The organism is Alkaliphilus peptidifermentans DSM 18978, from assembly GCF_900101495.1.
Lineage (GTDB): Bacteria > Bacillota > Clostridia > Peptostreptococcales > Natronincolaceae > Alkaliphilus_C > Alkaliphilus_C peptidifermentans.
Genome location: NZ_FMUS01000009.1, coordinates 65,569 through 81,651 on the forward strand (window position 1 = coordinate 65,569; position 16,083 = coordinate 81,651).

Sequence of the window (16,083 nt, forward strand, 5' to 3'; positions counted from 1 at the left end):
TATCACCTCCATTTTTACTCACTTTATTTATCAATTATATCATAGGAACAAATTTGACTTCGTCAAATTGTTTTCGCTAGGGAACCCTAGGTTCCCTTCGACGGCTGTTAAGCAGCCTGAGCACCCTCCTGAATACGACAGAGGGGAATCCCCTCTGCACTCCCCATGTCTAGTAAATTTAAAAGCATACTTTCCTAGACATTTAAAAAGCGAAAAGACCAGCTTTTCACTTTTCTCTATCCCTTCTTATAATATTCTGTACCCATGTTCCAAAGCTTATTGGTAAAGGTGTCCTCTTTTCCTTCCTCCTCCTTCATGAAGGACTGAATGCTTTCTATATCGCCGGACATTATGTCAGCATGATGAAGAATCTGAGCTTCAACAGTTTTAGGAAGGACTGGTGATCCATATTCAAGCTTTCCATGATGGCCTAAAATTCCATTAAGAACTATAAGTTTATCTTCAGAATCAAAATTTTCAATTTCATTTATATAATTTAATGTCATATGGGCCCCCATAAAAATGTGTCCCAGCATGGTTCCTTCTTCTGTAAATCCAGTTTCAGGAAGTTGCTTATATTCCATAATTTTGGCCCAATCATGCAAAAATGACATAACAATTAGCCTTTCAAGCTGTCTTTGTGATAGTTTTTTAGTTGTGGCTACAGTATAAGCATACTTAAGAACCTCCAGCACATGCTGTAATAGCCCATGGTAAAAATTATGATGAACTTGACGTGCTGCCGGGTATGAACAAAACTTTTCGTAGTGATGGGTAGTGAAAATCATTTTATCTAATAGCTCTTTTAGATGAGGGGTTTTAACCTTATCATAAAAATATTGAAGTCCTTTCTTCATTGATTCAATTTCCCAATCACTTGTAGGTATTAATGCTCTAATATCTATCTCAGATTCTTTAACCCCTTCTATATCTTTAATTGTTAATTGAAGTATTCCTTGATATTCTCCTACAACACCCTTTATTTTAACGGCTTGATTTGCATTAAGCTCTTTAAAAAAGGTCTCTTTTTCTTCATATTCCCAGCATTTAGCATCAATTCTTTTTGATGCATCCTGAATAATTAAATCTATGTATTTCTTATCTGACTTAGTCAATTTAACCTTCATATCTGTAACCATAGCTATTACTTCTATCGTTTGATTAATGTGTTCTTTACTAATTTCAATTAATTGTTGTATAAACATAATTTACCTCCTACTGCTGATATGTCTTATTACTATTTAATTTCTATAAAGAGTAAAAAAATCCTTTTCAATTTCCTGTTATTATTTCTTTACCCATTAATGACATAACAAAAACCTAGCCTTTGCTAGGTAGACAAAGTAAGATTTATATAACAAACTCGATTTTTAAAACTTAAGTAAACAATCAGTGAAGTTAGAATAAAAAGAGCGAAAAGATAATCAGCTAAAGTTTTCAACTGTTTGAGGGAAAGCGAGTTTTGAAAATGCCTGATTATCTTAAGCTCATTCCCGTTTAGTTCTGAACGGGTTTACGTAGTTTTGAAAATATCAGGGTCTGTAATCAACCAAAACTTAGCCATTGCTTTTATTATCCCTCATTACGTTTGCTATAAATGTCTATAAGCTTCTCCAATGCTTCTAAACCCTTTAAATCTTCAGTATTGTCAACAACTATGTCTTTTTCAATATCTATTTTTATAGTAGTTATTTCCTTCTCCTCTGTAATCTTATCTTCTGTTGCTGTTTCAATATCAACATGGTTTTTCTCTTTGTTTATTATTTCTTTTTTTTCCTCTTGGGAAACTATAGCTTCCACTGTGTCATTCTTTTCATAAGTAGGATATTCATCTATTATTATTATTTGATGTTCACTTTCATTGTTGTAATCATCACTACCTGTTCTTTCTTCTAAATCTATTAGATTTACTTCTGTCACTCTATTTCCCACTATATTTCCTTGTATTTTACTTGACTTTCTTTTTCGTCTTTCATATTCCTCTGGGCTAATTACTTCCGCCTCTTCCGAATCCGCCGGTGTATGTTTACTTGTCTCTAATTGATTGTAGTTATCAATGTCATGATCAAGTATTCTTGTAGCTTCACTATATTCCTCATTATTTTTTGTTTCCAATTCATTGGATATTTCTTCACTTTTGTGGTGAGTTATTGTGGCTTCTCCTTTTCTTTGAGGCAAGCGCTTCCTTCTATAATACTCTTCAGGAGAAAACACTGCTGCCTCCTCACCAATTGGTTCATTATATATATGTTTATTATTCTTCATAAAGTTAGCCCCCTTTTTAATTGTTATTTTTTTCAAATTCAACTATCTTTTTCATAATCATGTAAATATCCTTATCTCTTCCTCCACAACACTTCATAAGCATTGTCAGCTTTTCATTAGGCAGTGCCTTCTTATAAAACTCTTTATTCTTTTCTATTTCTAATAGAATCTTATTGTATAGTTGTAATTGAGAGGGAAATAATGTATCTTCAAGCTTTATTGAACCAATAGATCTTTGATGACTTCCTCCCTCTTCAAAATAATTTTCATAATATATATGTCCATTTATACATTCAATTTTTACTTTATCCTTTTCATGGAGAAATATTACTTCTTCACTATTACAAGTCTTGCATTTACCCATATTACCACCTCATTTATTTTGTCAATCCCAAAACCTTAATACCCTTTTTCAACTCAATTGGCTTAAATTCTTCATTATCTATTATAAAGTTACCCTTATCATCTACGTTAATTTCAATTGTTAAGTCTTCCAACTCTAAGCTTTCAAGCTGATATGGGTCCACGAAGATAAATATAGAATTAATTTGTGTTGTATTATTGTTTTTAGTTTTATACATATTAGCTTGGTTTGTTGCATTTATTAATAGATTAATATTATTGTCACTCATTTTTTTCCCCCTCTTCTTTTTCCTTCTGATCTAAAGAGCGAGTTTCCTTCTTATCAGAGTACACCTTGATTGTGTTATCCCTCATCTCAATATCATCTAAGCCTTCTATCAGAAGCTCACCGGATTTTTTTAACTTAATTTTTACCGGTGCCAACTTCTTTTCATCACAATTCCTAAAGCCAAAGATAATAAGATGGTTAAATTGCAACAATTCAGTTTTTGTAGCCTCCTTAAGATTTCCCTGACTTGATAGATTTAGTGAAGTCTGAATGTTTTTCAAATCAATCACTCCAATATTTTTTAATTGCAGCTTCAACAAAAGCCTTCTTTTCCTCATTAGTTATCATATCATTATTCTTTATTATCGCTAGTTCCTTCATAAGATCACCAGCATCCCACTTCAAATCTATTCCGGTGGATACTTCAAATTGTCCCGTAGTGAACTTAATATAATCTGATTTATTTTCCATATATCTTTATCCCTCCTTAATATAGATGGGGTACTAGTATTTAATAGTTGTTTTTTCTCGTCTATTTTGATCCTTTTCATCCTTAATAGTAATGGTTTCACCTTCATTAGCTTCCTCAAATCCCTTAAACATTTTTTGTGTTTCTTCACCTGTGCTAACTCTATTATGCTTTTCTACATCTATACTTAGATTTTCATATTTTGCATTATTTTCATCGTATAATACTCCATCAATGTAAACATTACCATTAAAATCAACAACTACACTATTGGGTTCATTTCCTTTGCTTCTTAGATTTTTAATTGTAATCCAATTGTTACTTTTACTTTTTTTTGATTTCATTAACCTACCTCCCTAAGCCTTCTAAGCATTGTTTATTTTAACATTGGAATATGACTGTGTAATAGTTGAATAGGCAGATAATGTCATATTGGACTGCTGATTGGTATTAATTTGATCTATTATATCAGCCTGCATATATACACTTCTATTGTTGTCTTTTACAGATTTTCCATCTGTTTTTTCTGACATAATTATCCCTCCCGCATTTATACATACTATTTATTTAAAAAGGAATCCCTTTTAAATCTCTAAAAGAGATTCCTTAATTTTATTCAGGTTTAATTATGCCCAAATATTATCATTGTCTTGATTAGTGGCAAATCCAAACTGAGCTTCAATAATGTTAAGAATCTGGGCTGCAACTACTACTAAGATTTGCTGGGCATTTTGATTAACAGCTTTTTGATTTATTACACTTGCTACTAAAATATCTGGCAAGATAATCCCTCCTTAAGACTATTTAACTACATTTTTAATAACATTTACCTTCTCCTGCTTTGTCATATCTGAATTCCTTGCTTCTGCTAATTTGCCTAAAATTTCAAATGGGTTTACATCTATATCATCTAAATTCGACTCAAATCCATGGCCATTTACAGATAGATTAAGAGGATTAAATTTTTTAGAATCAATTGTTAGACCAGTTTTGCTAAATCCAATTTTCAATTTTTTCACTCCCTCCGCATTAAGTTGTAATTTCGTCATTATCTTCGTTTGTTGAAAAACCAAATTGGGCTTCTATAATGTTGGCAGCCTGCACTGCAACAGCTACTAGTATTTGTTGTGCATTTTGATTTATGGCTTTTTGATTAATTACACTGGCGATAAATATATCTCCATTGGCGATTTGTGCAATTTGAGCGTATTTTTTTGCAGTGCCCTTTAATTTTTGTGGATTGGGTAAATTACTCATTCACATAGCCTCCCTCTTTATTAAGCTTTAATATCATCATTGTCTTCATTGGTTGAAAATCCAAATTGAGCTTCAATTACAGATACTATTTGTGCCGCAATTATTACTAGTACCTGCTGAGCAGTTTGATTAACAGCTTTTTGGTTGATTACACTTGCTACAAAAATATCTGGCATTAAGACAACCCTTATTATCTATTTTGTTTTCTTTAAGAGCCAATTATCATTAGTAAAGCTTTTTGCACTTCATATTATGTAATCTAACTAAATATGCCACTAAAAAATCAGCCAGTATTAGTGCTTATACTGACTGATTCACATAATTGGTAATTATTGAAATGTCCCTTTAACAACAGCTTCTCCCTTTGCCACCATAATTTCTCCATTGCTATAACCGTATCTATTTCTAAGGTATCTTTAGTCAACAACACAATATCCCCATAGGCCTTATCCTTTATACTGTCTTTTTACTAAGCTTATTCTAGCGGGATTAGAATTACAACTACCTTCAGTGGTTATTTAGTTTCTTTTACCTATTCCTTCTCCCATATATACCTTGGTTTCATAGCCTTCATCACTGTTCTTTATTAGATCAGAGTCTAGCTTAACCTTATCTTTTTTTATAAACATTATTGTTGTTGATCCACCAAATTTAAAGAAACCCTTTTCTTCACCCTTTAAAACCTGCTTGTCCTTTTTATAGGTTTGAACTATTGTTCCAACACATGTGGCGCCTACCTCTATCATTAAAATTTCGCCAAAATTATTAGACTGAAAAATAGTTATCTCTCTTTTGTTTTTACAATATAATGCCGCCACCTTTTTTAGTGCCAAGGGATTAACAGAATAATAGCTCCCTTCAATTCTCTTACTGGTTATAGGTATGCCACCATCTGGAAAATGAAATCTATGATAGTCTGATGGATTCAAGCGAGTAATTATACAAACGCCACCTTCGTAGCTATTTGCTAATTCCTTATCTCCGATTAACTCTTCCAGTGAATAATCTAATCCCTTCACCTGTACCACTTTACATACATTTATATTATCATATACTAACACTCTGCCGTCAGCAGGAGATATCAATATTTCTTCATCTTTAGCAATTGGCCTTGCTTCAGGCTTTAATTTGCGAATGAAAAAATCATTAAAACTTTTATAGCCACTTATGTTTTCATTTAGAGCCTCTGACATATCGATGGATAGCTCATTAATAAATGATGTCAATCTTCTTCTGCTAAAAGGAGATTCCATATATAACCCTATCATTTTAGAAAAAAACTTCTTCTTCATGATATTTTCTAAAATTGACCTACCCATCTTTGTATCATATGTCCACCTAAGATAAGCATCTCCTGCAACTGTTTCAACCTTCAATTCACCTGTTTTCCGTTCAACAAAAAAGATTTTCACTTTATCACCCTTTATCTTCACATTATTATTATAATATTATAATATATCCTATTTGTCTTGATAAATTATACTATAAGCAGCCATACAAAGAAATATTTAATTGAAAAAATAATAAGCCGCAGAGTACTGCGACTTATTCTCATTCACATAAATCTAATTGTAGTTAATATAGCAATTAGAACAGCAGCCCCATTCCAACATTAAAGATTATTGTTAATAACCATGTTGCATAGGATAAAATAACTGCCTTTTTTATACCTATTTTATATACGTATGTAAGCCCAATGGCTACAAAATACAAAGAAACCAGATTAAATATTTCAAAGCTACTTAAAATACCAAATAACACTGCATTTTCTGTTAGCATATCTGGATTAATTAATATTCCTATGGAAGCCAATGATGTGTAGACTTCTGGGTTTCCAGTAATTAAAGTTATAGTTGCTCTAATTGCTTCCCCCATCAAGCTAATAATACTTGCAAATCCGACTACAGATAGTACCCCTTTAAAACGACCCTTACACTTTGTTATAAGTCCAAGTATCAAAATTACTAATCCATTGATAAACCACCCTACAATAGGTACCACGAAAGCAGCTACAAGCATACTTATCTTGGATATGGTTATAACCGCAGCAGGCAACTCAGTTATATCTAACCCCTGTTGACGATAGCTTTCCAGCATTTGCGGAGTCATGTAATCAATCATTAAATTTAACCTAGGAACAATAAGAATTAGCATTAGGGTAGCTATTATAAAAATGGGATATATTACAGGATTTATAGCTACATCCTTCATTGTTTTTGAAGGCTCGCTAAAAAAATATTTTAGTTTTTCTCCCATAGTTAGTTTTTCTTCCTCGGGCTCAACATCGATTACTTCAATTGTTTGATCTAATTCCTCTTGTTCTGTTTTGTTTTCAAAATCTTGGTTCTCGTTCATTTTATATCCTCCCCTCTCAATCTTTACCATTAGATTATACCATGAAATTGTTAAATTTTTATATATAAATATTATAATAATTATATATAAAATTGATGTTACATTTTAACATAAAAAAAAGATGTCTATGAAAGACATCTTTTAAGACCTTTACTTCTTTACTTTGGGATACTTAGGTTGATATAGAAAGCCATAACAGTTTATACCTACTCCAGCATTTGCAACTACAAGTGCGACAGCAGCAATCGAATTTAGGATTATTGTTTTAATCATTCAAAACACCTCCTTAAAATTTGATTTTTTTATGTTAATTGGTATTAAAGTAACCCCTTCAAAAGCTATAGCAGTTACTGCTATAGTTGCATATATTTGATAATTGGAGCCTAAAAGACCAATACTGATAATTACAAAACATGCAATTATAATGGTGGCAATACTTCTTTTCCTATATTTTTTCTTTTCCTTTGCATTTAGCCTTCTATTGGGGGTATCCATTGGAGCAAACAGCCAAATACCCATTAATGCAAATATCATCATGAAGTATTGGTAAATCTTTTCATAATCTTGTGGAATTAATTTACTTATATAAATAGCTGAAAAGGTCATTAAGCATGTTATAACAAAACATTTCCATACTGATTGCGAATGAACTCCACCTGCTTGTACCCTTAATGAGGTGAAAAATATGATGAATACAATAGTTTCTTTAACAATGCCAATGATGGCTGCAAGAATTAGTAATCCAGCACCCTTAAGTATTGTTATTATTATCAACTCCAAGCCATATCTATAAAAATCGATGTCCTCATCCTTTATTAAATTGTTCATCTCAAGGGTTTTAGAAATCTTCATCGCAAATTCATAAATCATTATTCTACTACCTCCCTCAAAACGATACTTATTATACAAAATATACTATTTAATGATATTTTATACAAGAGTTATTGCACCATCGGTCATTATTTTGTCTTATTCGGTCGAAGAAAATGAATGATGCTTATTTAACATCATTCATTAGGGGAAGTGCTATATTTACTTCAAATAGTTCACCTTTATCCTCTATTTTTATAATTCCTTTATATCTATATACCACCTGTTTAACATTCATAAGACCAAATCCGTGATTATCAGAGTCCTCCTTCGAAGTATATCGAGTATCATTATCACTCTCCTGATAAATAGTAGCTTCCGATTTAGTATTCATTATATTAATTATCATATAATTGCCTTTCAAGTAGAGCCTTACGTCAATCTCTTTACATTCTGTCTTCCTACTAGCTTCAATTGCATTGTCTAGTAAATTTCCAAGTATAATAGATATATCTATATAATCAAAGGAGAGCTCTTCAGGCAGCTCTATATCTAAATCCATTTCAATACCTTCTTTACTAGCTTTTTGTTTTTTTACATTTATTAAAGCAGTAATAACAGGATGGTTAGCCTGTACTATTTCATTTAATTCCGATACACTTTCACCCAACTCTTTAATGTACTTTCCTGCTTCTTTATTTTTACCCAGCTGCAGCATACCGTATATTATACTTATATGATTGTTAAAGTCATGTCTTTGAGCCTTCATTGTTTTTAATATTTCTTCTAAATTACTAAAATATATTCTCTGGTTTTGATACTCCTTTTCCCTCATGGACCATAGAAGCTCTCTTTCATTTTGGTCCATCATTCTCTTCATTAGCATAAATACCAGCCAGCTGAATATTATTGCACCTACAGCCATTCCCAATAAACTTATGTAATCTCTTCCTGTTGCTATTTCTAGGTGCTTGTATAGAAGAAAGGTCATATAAGAAATAATCATATTAAAGAATAATACTGCTGTTATTGGTAATACATCTCTTCTACTTATAAATTTCTGTATATCAATTCTTCTCAATACAAAATATATGACTAGAAGAAATCCAGTCTTTGATGATATTATCGCTATTAATTTATAGTAATTGACTGATAAAATCTCTGTAGGTGAAATACTAAATATTATTACAATTATATTTATAGATAATATTTCCGCTAGAAACATTAATAATGAACTAATTAAGGCCAGTAAGGATACATGCAATAGATTACTTTTTAATATAATTGAGTATAATATTGATGACAATATAAGTACCCCAATAAATGCTTTCAGATTTGCTAAACCATATGTAATATTTAAAAATGTACTGAGAAATATCACTACAAATACAGTTGGAATAACATATTTAAGCTTTACCTTTTTTTTAAGTAAAGTTTGTACAGAATAGTAAATTAAAAATGTGTCAATAGTACTTGTAACAAAGTTAGTTATTATGATTTCCATCATATCACTCCAATCTAAAAAGGTTCTTCTCAAAGGCTTCTATAACCTGTTTTTTAAACCTTCTGCTAATAGGAACCTTTTCATTTACATCTCTAAAATAAATACAGTAATCTCTTACTTCTAAGATTTTAGTGCGATTAACAATATAGCCCTGCTGACATTGAATAAACAATGATGAATCAAGTTCTTCTAACAATAGCTTTATTGTACCATAATAGCTGTATTTTCCATTCTTAGTTTGAATTTTAATCTTTCGGAACTCCTTTTCGAAGAAATATATATCATCTACTCTAAGTTGAACAACTTCTTCTTTATTCTTAAAGACAAATAATTTGGAAATATCATTTAATACATTTAACTCCTGAATCCTTAAAATTATTTTATTCATTATATCTTGCATTTTTTCCATAGTAATAGGCTTCAAAATATACTGAAAGGAGTATAATTCAAAGGCCTCTAACGCATAATGCTTATATCCAGTAATAAATACTATTATTGCCTGGGGAAATTTTTGTCGAATTATGCGTCCAGTTTCTATACCATTTATGTTCTTCATCTCCACATCAAGGAAAACTATGTCTAATATTTTTTTATCAATATTTAATAATAACTCCTCTCCACTATAGGTCAATAAATAATCTATTTCAATTGGTAGTTTCATTGCTTCAATAAAATTTTTTAGCAGGTCTACCTGGATAGGGTGGTCATCACAAATAGCTATAGTGATCTTCACAAAAAAATCCTCCTATTATGCGCTTTCTATATAATAATTCGATAGTGAATTTTATTTTCCTTTATTTATTGACGACTATTTGACAGCTATAAAATATAAAAAAATGCCTGTTGCTACATACAGGCATTTTAATAAACAGTCATTTTATTTTCAATAGGTACTGAATTTCATATCTATTCTAACAAAGCAAAGTGCCATCGTCGGAACCTATATGCAACTGATTTACGGGTGTACAAGGTTCCTTGATCGATATCTATTATAAATACATGTTTTAAATTCTTCACTTCAGGTACAAGGTCTGTATTAATATAATAGAGCCTACGATTAGCAGTTAAATTGCTTTCCCGAAAAAATTTATTAAGTTTTTTTTCGCGATCCCACTGAATGGCTCCTCCAACAGGGTATTTTTCATGTGTAGTATAATATTCCTCAATAACACTCTCAGCTATTAAGTATTGCTCCCTATACTTAGCATAATTATAATCTTCAACTTTGAAGAAAATAGGCAGCATAAATATACCAATAATTGCAATAACAAATGCAAAAAATGTTTTTCCTCTTGTTTGTTTTTTATGACTAACTGTAAACATATTGTCAAAAACTTCTGATATTTTAGTGATCATATAATTCCCCCCATCCCGACATCACAAAAGATTGCCTTTTCTAACTATATTATACTGCCTCATCCAACAGAATCCTGTTTACAAAAACTTAATAATATTCAAAATATTTTAATATATATATTTTTTTTAATATTTCACCTTCTTTTTAATATTAGCTTCTGAACATCAAAAGCTAAGAGTATTCCTAAAAGCAGTAATATAAACCCCTTAATTATTTCTAATGCATAGTTGACAGTTACTGGTTCAATAAAGGAGTTTGCAGCACCAGTTAGCATTCCTACTGCAATAACAATCAGGACCATTCCTCCAATTCTAAGCAATGCTTCAAACCTCATGGATAACTCCTCCTTTTTATAATATTTTAATACATCCTGCACTATTAATAAACAAAAATTTAGTATGACCACTAGCAGTCATACTTATCTTTAATAATTCGCAAAAAATATTTATGTATTCTTAAATCTTCTGATAATTCAGGATGGAATGAAGTAACCATCATATTTTTTTCTCTTGCAGCCACAATTCTTCCATCCACCTTAGCTAAAATATTAACATTTTTTCCTACACCATCTATATAGGGTGCCCTTATGAAAACCATTGGAAAGCCTCCATTTTCTATTCCTTTCATTGTTTCATTTGTAATAAAGCTAGCCAACTGTCTTCCATAACCATTTCTTATAACTTCTATATCCATTAATGGAATATATGTTTTATTGGTGTTCTTAATTTTTCGTGCTATTACAATCATACCGGCACAGGTTCCCCATACGGGTAGCCCTTCTATTATTTTAGATTTTAGTTTTTCTTTTAGATTTGATGCATCCAGCAGCTTTCCAATAGAAGTACTTTCACCACCTGGAATGATAAGTCCATGGATTTCATCTAATTCTTTTTCGTGCTTAACAATTTCCGCTTGAACCTTCAATTTTTCTAGAGCATTTACATGTTCAACAAATGCTCCCTGCATTCCTAGTACTCCTACCCTCATCTTACCATCCTCTATTTGCTAATTTATTTTTTTCATCTATACTTTGTACTGTTATTCCAAACATTGCTTCACCTAAATCTTCAGATAAGCCAGCCAGCATAGCAGTATCGTTATAATAAGTTACTGCCTTAACAATAGCTTCTGCTCTTTTTTCTGGATTTTCCGACTTAAATATTCCAGAGCCAACAAACACCCCATCACAACCTAGCTGCATCATAAGGGCAGCATCTGCTGGTGTTGCAATTCCCCCTGCTGCAAAATTAACTACTGGTAACCTTTTATTTTGATGTACAAATTTAATCAAATCATATGGTGCTCCCATTTCCTTCGATGCATTCATTAATTCTTCTTCACCCATGGTTACTATTTTTCTTATATCAGCCACCATTGCCCTCATATGGGTTACTGCTTCTACAACATCTCCTGTTCCTGCTTCGCCTTTGGTTCTAATCATGGCTGCACCTTCACCAATTCTTCTTAGTGCTTCTCCAAGATTTCTTGCACCACAGACAAATGGCACTTTGAATTTTGACTTATCTATATGATATACATTGTCTGCTGGTGTAAGGACTTCACTTTCATCTATATAGTCTATTTCAATGGCTTCAAGTATTTGAGCTTCAACAAAATGCCCAATTCTTACCTTTGCCATTACTGGTATTGTCACAGCATTTTGTATACTTTTAATCATTTTAGGGTCCGACATTCTGGCTACACCGCCATCCCGGCGAATATCTGCTGGAACTCGCTCTAAAGCCATGACGGCACAGGCACCTGCCTTCTCTGCAATAATAGCCTCCTCCTTATTTGTAACATCCATAATAACTCCACCCTTTAACATTTGAGCTAAATTCTTGTTTAATTGATACCTTTCCTTCATTGATAATGACCCTCCTTTTAATTGTATGTATATTGTACTCATATTGTACCCCTTCACTCTTATATTGTTACATACATTTTTACTTTTATCAATACACTTTTATAATTTTTATTCCACAAAAAACTCCATGCCCCGTTGATGACAGAATCATCAAAATACATGTTAATCAAAAAATCGCAGATTTGGGCGCAAGAAAACCCAGCACCGCGCGTATAAAGAAATACGTAAGGGTGCTGGGATATTTCCATGAAGTTAGATTTTTATTGAAGAATATCCTTTACAAACTGTGGTACATACTTTTCTTCGATAGAACCATAAAACAATGCATAATCTTCATAACCATAAAATGCTAACATGTACCTTGGATAGTTGTCTCTTATCCATTGTTCTGAATAGTTCTCCAATATCCCTTCTATTTGAGTCTTATCTAATATTTCTAATCGACTTCTACCTTGTGCTTCTTTATTGTAGATGTAATGTGAATCATCTGGTGAGGTCACTTTCTCAATTACTACGTATTGTATATCCTCCGGGGTTACTATAGCCTTTTCTAAGTAGTTGTGCTGTTGCATCCATTCTTCAAGAATATTAAAGGATTTAAGCCAGGATATGTCTATATTGCCGGTCATTAACCAATCATTTTCTTCTACAAAATCTTCGTCAATCTCAAAATATATTTGTCCCCAGGGAGTTCTTGAATCATTGAGATTTTCATAGCTTGCTGAAGTTACTTCTTTCTTTATTATTTCCATGACCTGTTGAATCTCATCTGAATCTACAATTGATACAGATTTACTTATTTCATTAGATCTAATAACTATTTTTTTTGTTGCAGCGGGGCTCAGTTGAATAATTGGATAGTTAATATTTTTGTACTCTAAAGATTCATAAATCGGCTTTAATAGTTCTTTATAATCTTTATAATCAATGGTATATTTTCTTGCAACTTTGCCTCCATCAACAAGCTGATAAATTAATGTTACATCCTTTACACTGTCTCCATAAATTACTGGCAATTTTTTTCCCAAGCTTTTATTCTCTAAAATACCTCTATGGAGCTGTTGAAACTTAATTATATTCTCCTGTGATGAATAAATATTATCATCGTTTAGTTCTCTATAGTAGTAGATACTATTAAAATATACTCCTTCTATTTCTGCTAATTCCGGTACTCTTCTTTGATATCCTGTTATGTCAAATGTTATACCTGTAAGAAGAATAGTAATAACAATTAAGTATAGTAGATAATCCCTTAGCATTTTTTTTGTAAAAATTCTAACAGATTTTAGCAAAACTCCTTCGGCAATACAGTAGCCTATAAAGGAAAAGGCAGCATAACCAAATAAAACCCAGGCAAATCCTGCCCTTATACTATAAATATATACTCCACCTAAAAGCATACTGCAAAAAGCAACACCATATTTAAAGAGATAATGAAGCTTGGTAAATACAATTGACTGCAGGTTCAACTCCAGCTTCCTCTTATTGTACAAGAAAATTCCTACAAAATAGATAAATATACAATACAATATATATGCTAATACTTCCTTCCATTGAAGGCTGCTATGCAATTCTAAAACTCTAATTATTGGTGATAAATCAAAGAATAGGTTATCTTTGTAGTAATTTGTAGCAAACCCATATAGCAGGCTGTCTAAGCTATAATATACTAAAACCCAAAGTCCCGCAGGCAGAAGCAATATAATGTAGGATAAAATTCCCTGTACTACAGAAATGCCTGTGACAACACCAACAAAAACTGTTGTAAGAAAAATAACCACATTCAAAAGTATTGTTGAGCCAGTCCAGATTAATATATCCATAGTTGTATAAAAGACTTCTAAATTAAAAATTATTTTTATTATGAAACCCGTTATTGCTACAAATATAACAGGAAGGGTCAAAAACAACATTCCTATAGCAACCTTACTATTAAAGAGTTTATTTCTTTTAATAGGAAGGCTATGAATCATATCTGAGGGATTTTTACTCTGCATATAATTAAATAGCAAAGCTGCAAATAGCACCGGTATAGTAATTATTAGTAATTGTTGTAATGACTCATGTCTAAAGGTGAAAATTCCCTCTAGTACATATCTGCTGCTGTAGTTATCTAATGATGACAGGGTCATTAAAATTCTTATAGGAACCATAAAAAACAAGGCAACAAAGTAAAGAATCCCCATCCAGTAAAATCGTTTTAGACTATTTTTAATAATACCTGTGTTAAAATATGACGTTTTCAATGACATACCCTTTATCCCCCATTTCATATATAAATATTTCCTCAAGTGTCAAAGGCAGAGCATCTAATAATAGGGGTCTATACCCGTTAAAGTGAGTTAAAACCTTTTCTCTGTCACCTCTCACAATAAAAAGCATAACGCTGCCCCTCTGTTCTTTATAAAGTACATTGATTTTATTAAAGCTTTCTTCTATAGGTGGTTCTCTAAAGGCAACCTGAACCTTGTGTATATCCTTTTTTAAATCATCCATATCTTTTTCCATCAATAGGCTTCCTTCATGGAGGATAGCAATATGATCGCATAAGTCCTCCAGCTCCCTTAAATTATGGGATGAAATTATAATGGTGATTTCTCTTTCTGCTACTTCTTGAATAAGTAGATTTTTTACTTTTTGACGCATTACTGAATCTAATCCATCCAGCGGCTCATCTAAAATTAGTACATCTGGCATAATTGATAAAGTAAGCCAAAAAGCAACCTGTCGCTGCATACCCTTAGATAATTTGTGGATTTTTTTATTAAAGTCAATTTTAAACACCTTTTGAAGTCTTTGATATCTATCTTCATTCCATGTAATATATATGTCTCTATAGAATTTTGCCATATCCTCTATTGTATAAGAGGAAAAGAAATATAAAGCATCTGGAATAAAGATGACCCTTTGCTTTAGCTTCTCGTTTTCAAAAACTCTATCATTATCTATGAAAACCTCACCTTTATCCTCTTTATAAATTCCGGCTAAAGTCTTTAAAAATGTTGTTTTACCAGCACCATTTGAACCCAGCAGTCCATAAATAGAGCCTTTATTAATATATAGGCTAACATCTTTAATTGCCTCAAAGTCTTCAAATATCTTTGTAAGATTCTTTACTTCAATCATTTTTACTTCCACCCCTTTTCTTGTCATTCACATATGATATAATTTCTATAATCTCTTCTTCCTTCATTCCCAAATACATTGCTTCTGACATAACCTTAATTAATTCTTCCTTTAATGATTTTAGTTTTTCATTTTGAATATTAGTAATTATTGGAGCCACAAAATTTCCCTTCCCCTTTACTGTATAAATATATCCCTGACGCTCCAGTTCCCTGTAGGCTTTTTGTATGGTGTTGGGGTTAATAGTCAGCTGTTGAGCTAATACCCGTACTGAAGGTAATTGTTCTTCTGGCTTTAAAACTTCACTAATTACCATCTCCTTTATTTTAGCTATCAGTTGCTCATAAATAGGAAGACGGCTCCTTAAATCTAATTCAAACATTCCTTCACTCCTTTCCAAACTGTAGTAAGAGAACTAACTGTATTAATACTCATAATACGG

Annotated in this window: 26 protein-coding genes; all 26 read right to left on the bottom strand. The window is 31.8% G+C overall.

What is annotated here, in order from left to right:
• Nucleotides 1–236: 236 nt before the first annotated feature.
• The gene (locus tag BLP68_RS08045) at nucleotides 237–1,205 is read right to left on the bottom strand and encodes a 3'-5' exoribonuclease YhaM family protein (protein ID WP_091542197.1); all 969 of its coding nucleotides are present in this window, start codon (nucleotides 1,203–1,205) and stop codon (nucleotides 237–239) included.
• Nucleotides 1,206–1,572: 367 nt separating this feature from the next.
• Entirely contained in the window at nucleotides 1,573–2,265 is a 693-nt protein-coding gene (locus tag BLP68_RS08050) for a hypothetical protein (RefSeq protein ID WP_091542199.1), read from the bottom strand.
• A 16-nt stretch (nucleotides 2,266–2,281) separates the two neighbouring features.
• The gene (locus BLP68_RS08055; RefSeq protein WP_091542201.1) at nucleotides 2,282–2,629 is read right to left on the bottom strand and encodes a hypothetical protein; all 348 of its coding nucleotides are present in this window, start codon (nucleotides 2,627–2,629) and stop codon (nucleotides 2,282–2,284) included.
• A 13-nt stretch (nucleotides 2,630–2,642) separates the two neighbouring features.
• Nucleotides 2,643–2,897 carry a hypothetical protein gene (locus tag BLP68_RS08060; protein ID WP_091542203.1) on the bottom strand — a complete coding sequence of 85 codons (255 nt, stop codon included), beginning with the start codon at nucleotides 2,895–2,897 and terminating at the stop codon, nucleotides 2,643–2,645.
• Complete coding sequence (locus tag BLP68_RS08065) at nucleotides 2,890–3,177, bottom strand: hypothetical protein (protein WP_091542205.1); 288 nt, start codon at nucleotides 3,175–3,177, stop codon at nucleotides 2,890–2,892. The genes BLP68_RS08060 and BLP68_RS08065 overlap by 8 nt, the downstream gene beginning before the upstream one ends.
• Before the next feature lies 1 nt (nucleotide 3,178).
• A complete protein-coding gene (locus tag BLP68_RS08070; protein ID WP_091542207.1) occupies nucleotides 3,179–3,367 on the bottom strand; it encodes a hypothetical protein in 189 nt (62 codons plus the stop codon).
• 33 nt (nucleotides 3,368–3,400) lie between these two features.
• Nucleotides 3,401–3,709 carry a hypothetical protein gene (locus BLP68_RS08075; RefSeq protein ID WP_091542209.1) on the bottom strand — a complete coding sequence of 103 codons (309 nt, stop codon included), beginning with the start codon at nucleotides 3,707–3,709 and terminating at the stop codon, nucleotides 3,401–3,403.
• Between the two features lie 21 nt (nucleotides 3,710–3,730).
• Nucleotides 3,731–3,898, bottom strand: coding sequence for a hypothetical protein (locus BLP68_RS21700; RefSeq protein ID WP_176758925.1), 168 nt, complete (start codon nucleotides 3,896–3,898; stop codon nucleotides 3,731–3,733).
• Nucleotides 3,899–3,991: 93 nt separating this feature from the next.
• Nucleotides 3,992–4,147: a hypothetical protein gene (locus tag BLP68_RS21705; RefSeq protein WP_176758926.1), complete on the bottom strand. Its 156-nt coding sequence runs from the start codon at nucleotides 4,145–4,147 to the stop codon at nucleotides 3,992–3,994.
• An 18-nt stretch (nucleotides 4,148–4,165) separates the two neighbouring features.
• Nucleotides 4,166–4,375 carry a hypothetical protein gene (locus tag BLP68_RS08080; protein WP_091542212.1) on the bottom strand — a complete coding sequence of 70 codons (210 nt, stop codon included), beginning with the start codon at nucleotides 4,373–4,375 and terminating at the stop codon, nucleotides 4,166–4,168.
• 19 nt (nucleotides 4,376–4,394) lie between these two features.
• A complete protein-coding gene (locus BLP68_RS08085; RefSeq protein WP_091542214.1) occupies nucleotides 4,395–4,622 on the bottom strand; it encodes a hypothetical protein in 228 nt (75 codons plus the stop codon).
• Nucleotides 4,623–4,642: 20 nt separating this feature from the next.
• A complete protein-coding gene (locus BLP68_RS21710; RefSeq protein WP_176758927.1) occupies nucleotides 4,643–4,798 on the bottom strand; it encodes a hypothetical protein in 156 nt (51 codons plus the stop codon).
• A gap of 107 nt (nucleotides 4,799–4,905) precedes the next feature.
• On the bottom strand, nucleotides 4,906–5,049 hold the full coding sequence (locus tag BLP68_RS21715; RefSeq protein WP_176758928.1) for a hypothetical protein: 144 nt from the start codon (nucleotides 5,047–5,049) through the stop codon (nucleotides 4,906–4,908).
• Between the two features lie 91 nt (nucleotides 5,050–5,140).
• Complete coding sequence (locus BLP68_RS08090; protein ID WP_091542218.1) at nucleotides 5,141–6,034, bottom strand: phosphatidylserine decarboxylase; 894 nt, start codon at nucleotides 6,032–6,034, stop codon at nucleotides 5,141–5,143.
• A gap of 175 nt (nucleotides 6,035–6,209) precedes the next feature.
• Nucleotides 6,210–6,977 (bottom strand): Yip1 family protein, encoded by a 768-nt coding sequence (locus BLP68_RS08095; protein ID WP_176758929.1) that lies wholly within the window; start codon nucleotides 6,975–6,977, stop codon nucleotides 6,210–6,212.
• Nucleotides 6,978–7,127: 150 nt separating this feature from the next.
• On the bottom strand, nucleotides 7,128–7,250 hold the full coding sequence (locus BLP68_RS08100; RefSeq protein WP_091542224.1) for an AgrD family cyclic lactone autoinducer peptide: 123 nt from the start codon (nucleotides 7,248–7,250) through the stop codon (nucleotides 7,128–7,130).
• Nucleotides 7,251–7,847, bottom strand: a complete 597-nt coding sequence (locus BLP68_RS08105; RefSeq protein WP_091542227.1) for an accessory gene regulator ArgB-like protein — start codon at nucleotides 7,845–7,847, stop codon at nucleotides 7,251–7,253.
• Between the two features lie 127 nt (nucleotides 7,848–7,974).
• Complete coding sequence (locus BLP68_RS08110; protein ID WP_176758930.1) at nucleotides 7,975–9,291, bottom strand: sensor histidine kinase; 1,317 nt, start codon at nucleotides 9,289–9,291, stop codon at nucleotides 7,975–7,977.
• Between the two features lie 4 nt (nucleotides 9,292–9,295).
• Entirely contained in the window at nucleotides 9,296–10,024 is a 729-nt protein-coding gene (locus BLP68_RS08115; RefSeq protein WP_091542232.1) for a LytR/AlgR family response regulator transcription factor, read from the bottom strand.
• Nucleotides 10,025–10,197: 173 nt separating this feature from the next.
• On the bottom strand, nucleotides 10,198–10,647 hold the full coding sequence (locus BLP68_RS08120) for a type II secretion system protein (protein ID WP_091542235.1): 450 nt from the start codon (nucleotides 10,645–10,647) through the stop codon (nucleotides 10,198–10,200).
• Between the two features lie 134 nt (nucleotides 10,648–10,781).
• The gene (locus tag BLP68_RS08125) at nucleotides 10,782–10,982 is read right to left on the bottom strand and encodes a hypothetical protein (protein WP_091542238.1); all 201 of its coding nucleotides are present in this window, start codon (nucleotides 10,980–10,982) and stop codon (nucleotides 10,782–10,784) included.
• Between the two features lie 71 nt (nucleotides 10,983–11,053).
• The gene (gene pdxT / locus BLP68_RS08130) at nucleotides 11,054–11,635 is read right to left on the bottom strand and encodes a pyridoxal 5'-phosphate synthase glutaminase subunit PdxT (protein WP_091542240.1); all 582 of its coding nucleotides are present in this window, start codon (nucleotides 11,633–11,635) and stop codon (nucleotides 11,054–11,056) included.
• A gap of 1 nt (nucleotide 11,636) precedes the next feature.
• Entirely contained in the window at nucleotides 11,637–12,515 is an 879-nt protein-coding gene (gene pdxS / locus BLP68_RS08135) for a pyridoxal 5'-phosphate synthase lyase subunit PdxS (protein WP_091542242.1), read from the bottom strand.
• A gap of 260 nt (nucleotides 12,516–12,775) precedes the next feature.
• Nucleotides 12,776–14,767, bottom strand: coding sequence for a DUF6449 domain-containing protein (locus BLP68_RS08140; RefSeq protein ID WP_091542244.1), 1,992 nt, complete (start codon nucleotides 14,765–14,767; stop codon nucleotides 12,776–12,778).
• A complete protein-coding gene (locus tag BLP68_RS08145) occupies nucleotides 14,742–15,641 on the bottom strand; it encodes an ABC transporter ATP-binding protein (protein WP_091542247.1) in 900 nt (299 codons plus the stop codon). Before BLP68_RS08145 ends, BLP68_RS08140 begins: the two co-directional genes overlap by 26 nt.
• Nucleotides 15,634–16,023: a GntR family transcriptional regulator gene (locus BLP68_RS08150; protein ID WP_091542248.1), complete on the bottom strand. Its 390-nt coding sequence runs from the start codon at nucleotides 16,021–16,023 to the stop codon at nucleotides 15,634–15,636. Before BLP68_RS08150 ends, BLP68_RS08145 begins: the two co-directional genes overlap by 8 nt.
• Nucleotides 16,024–16,083: the final 60 nt, after the last annotated feature.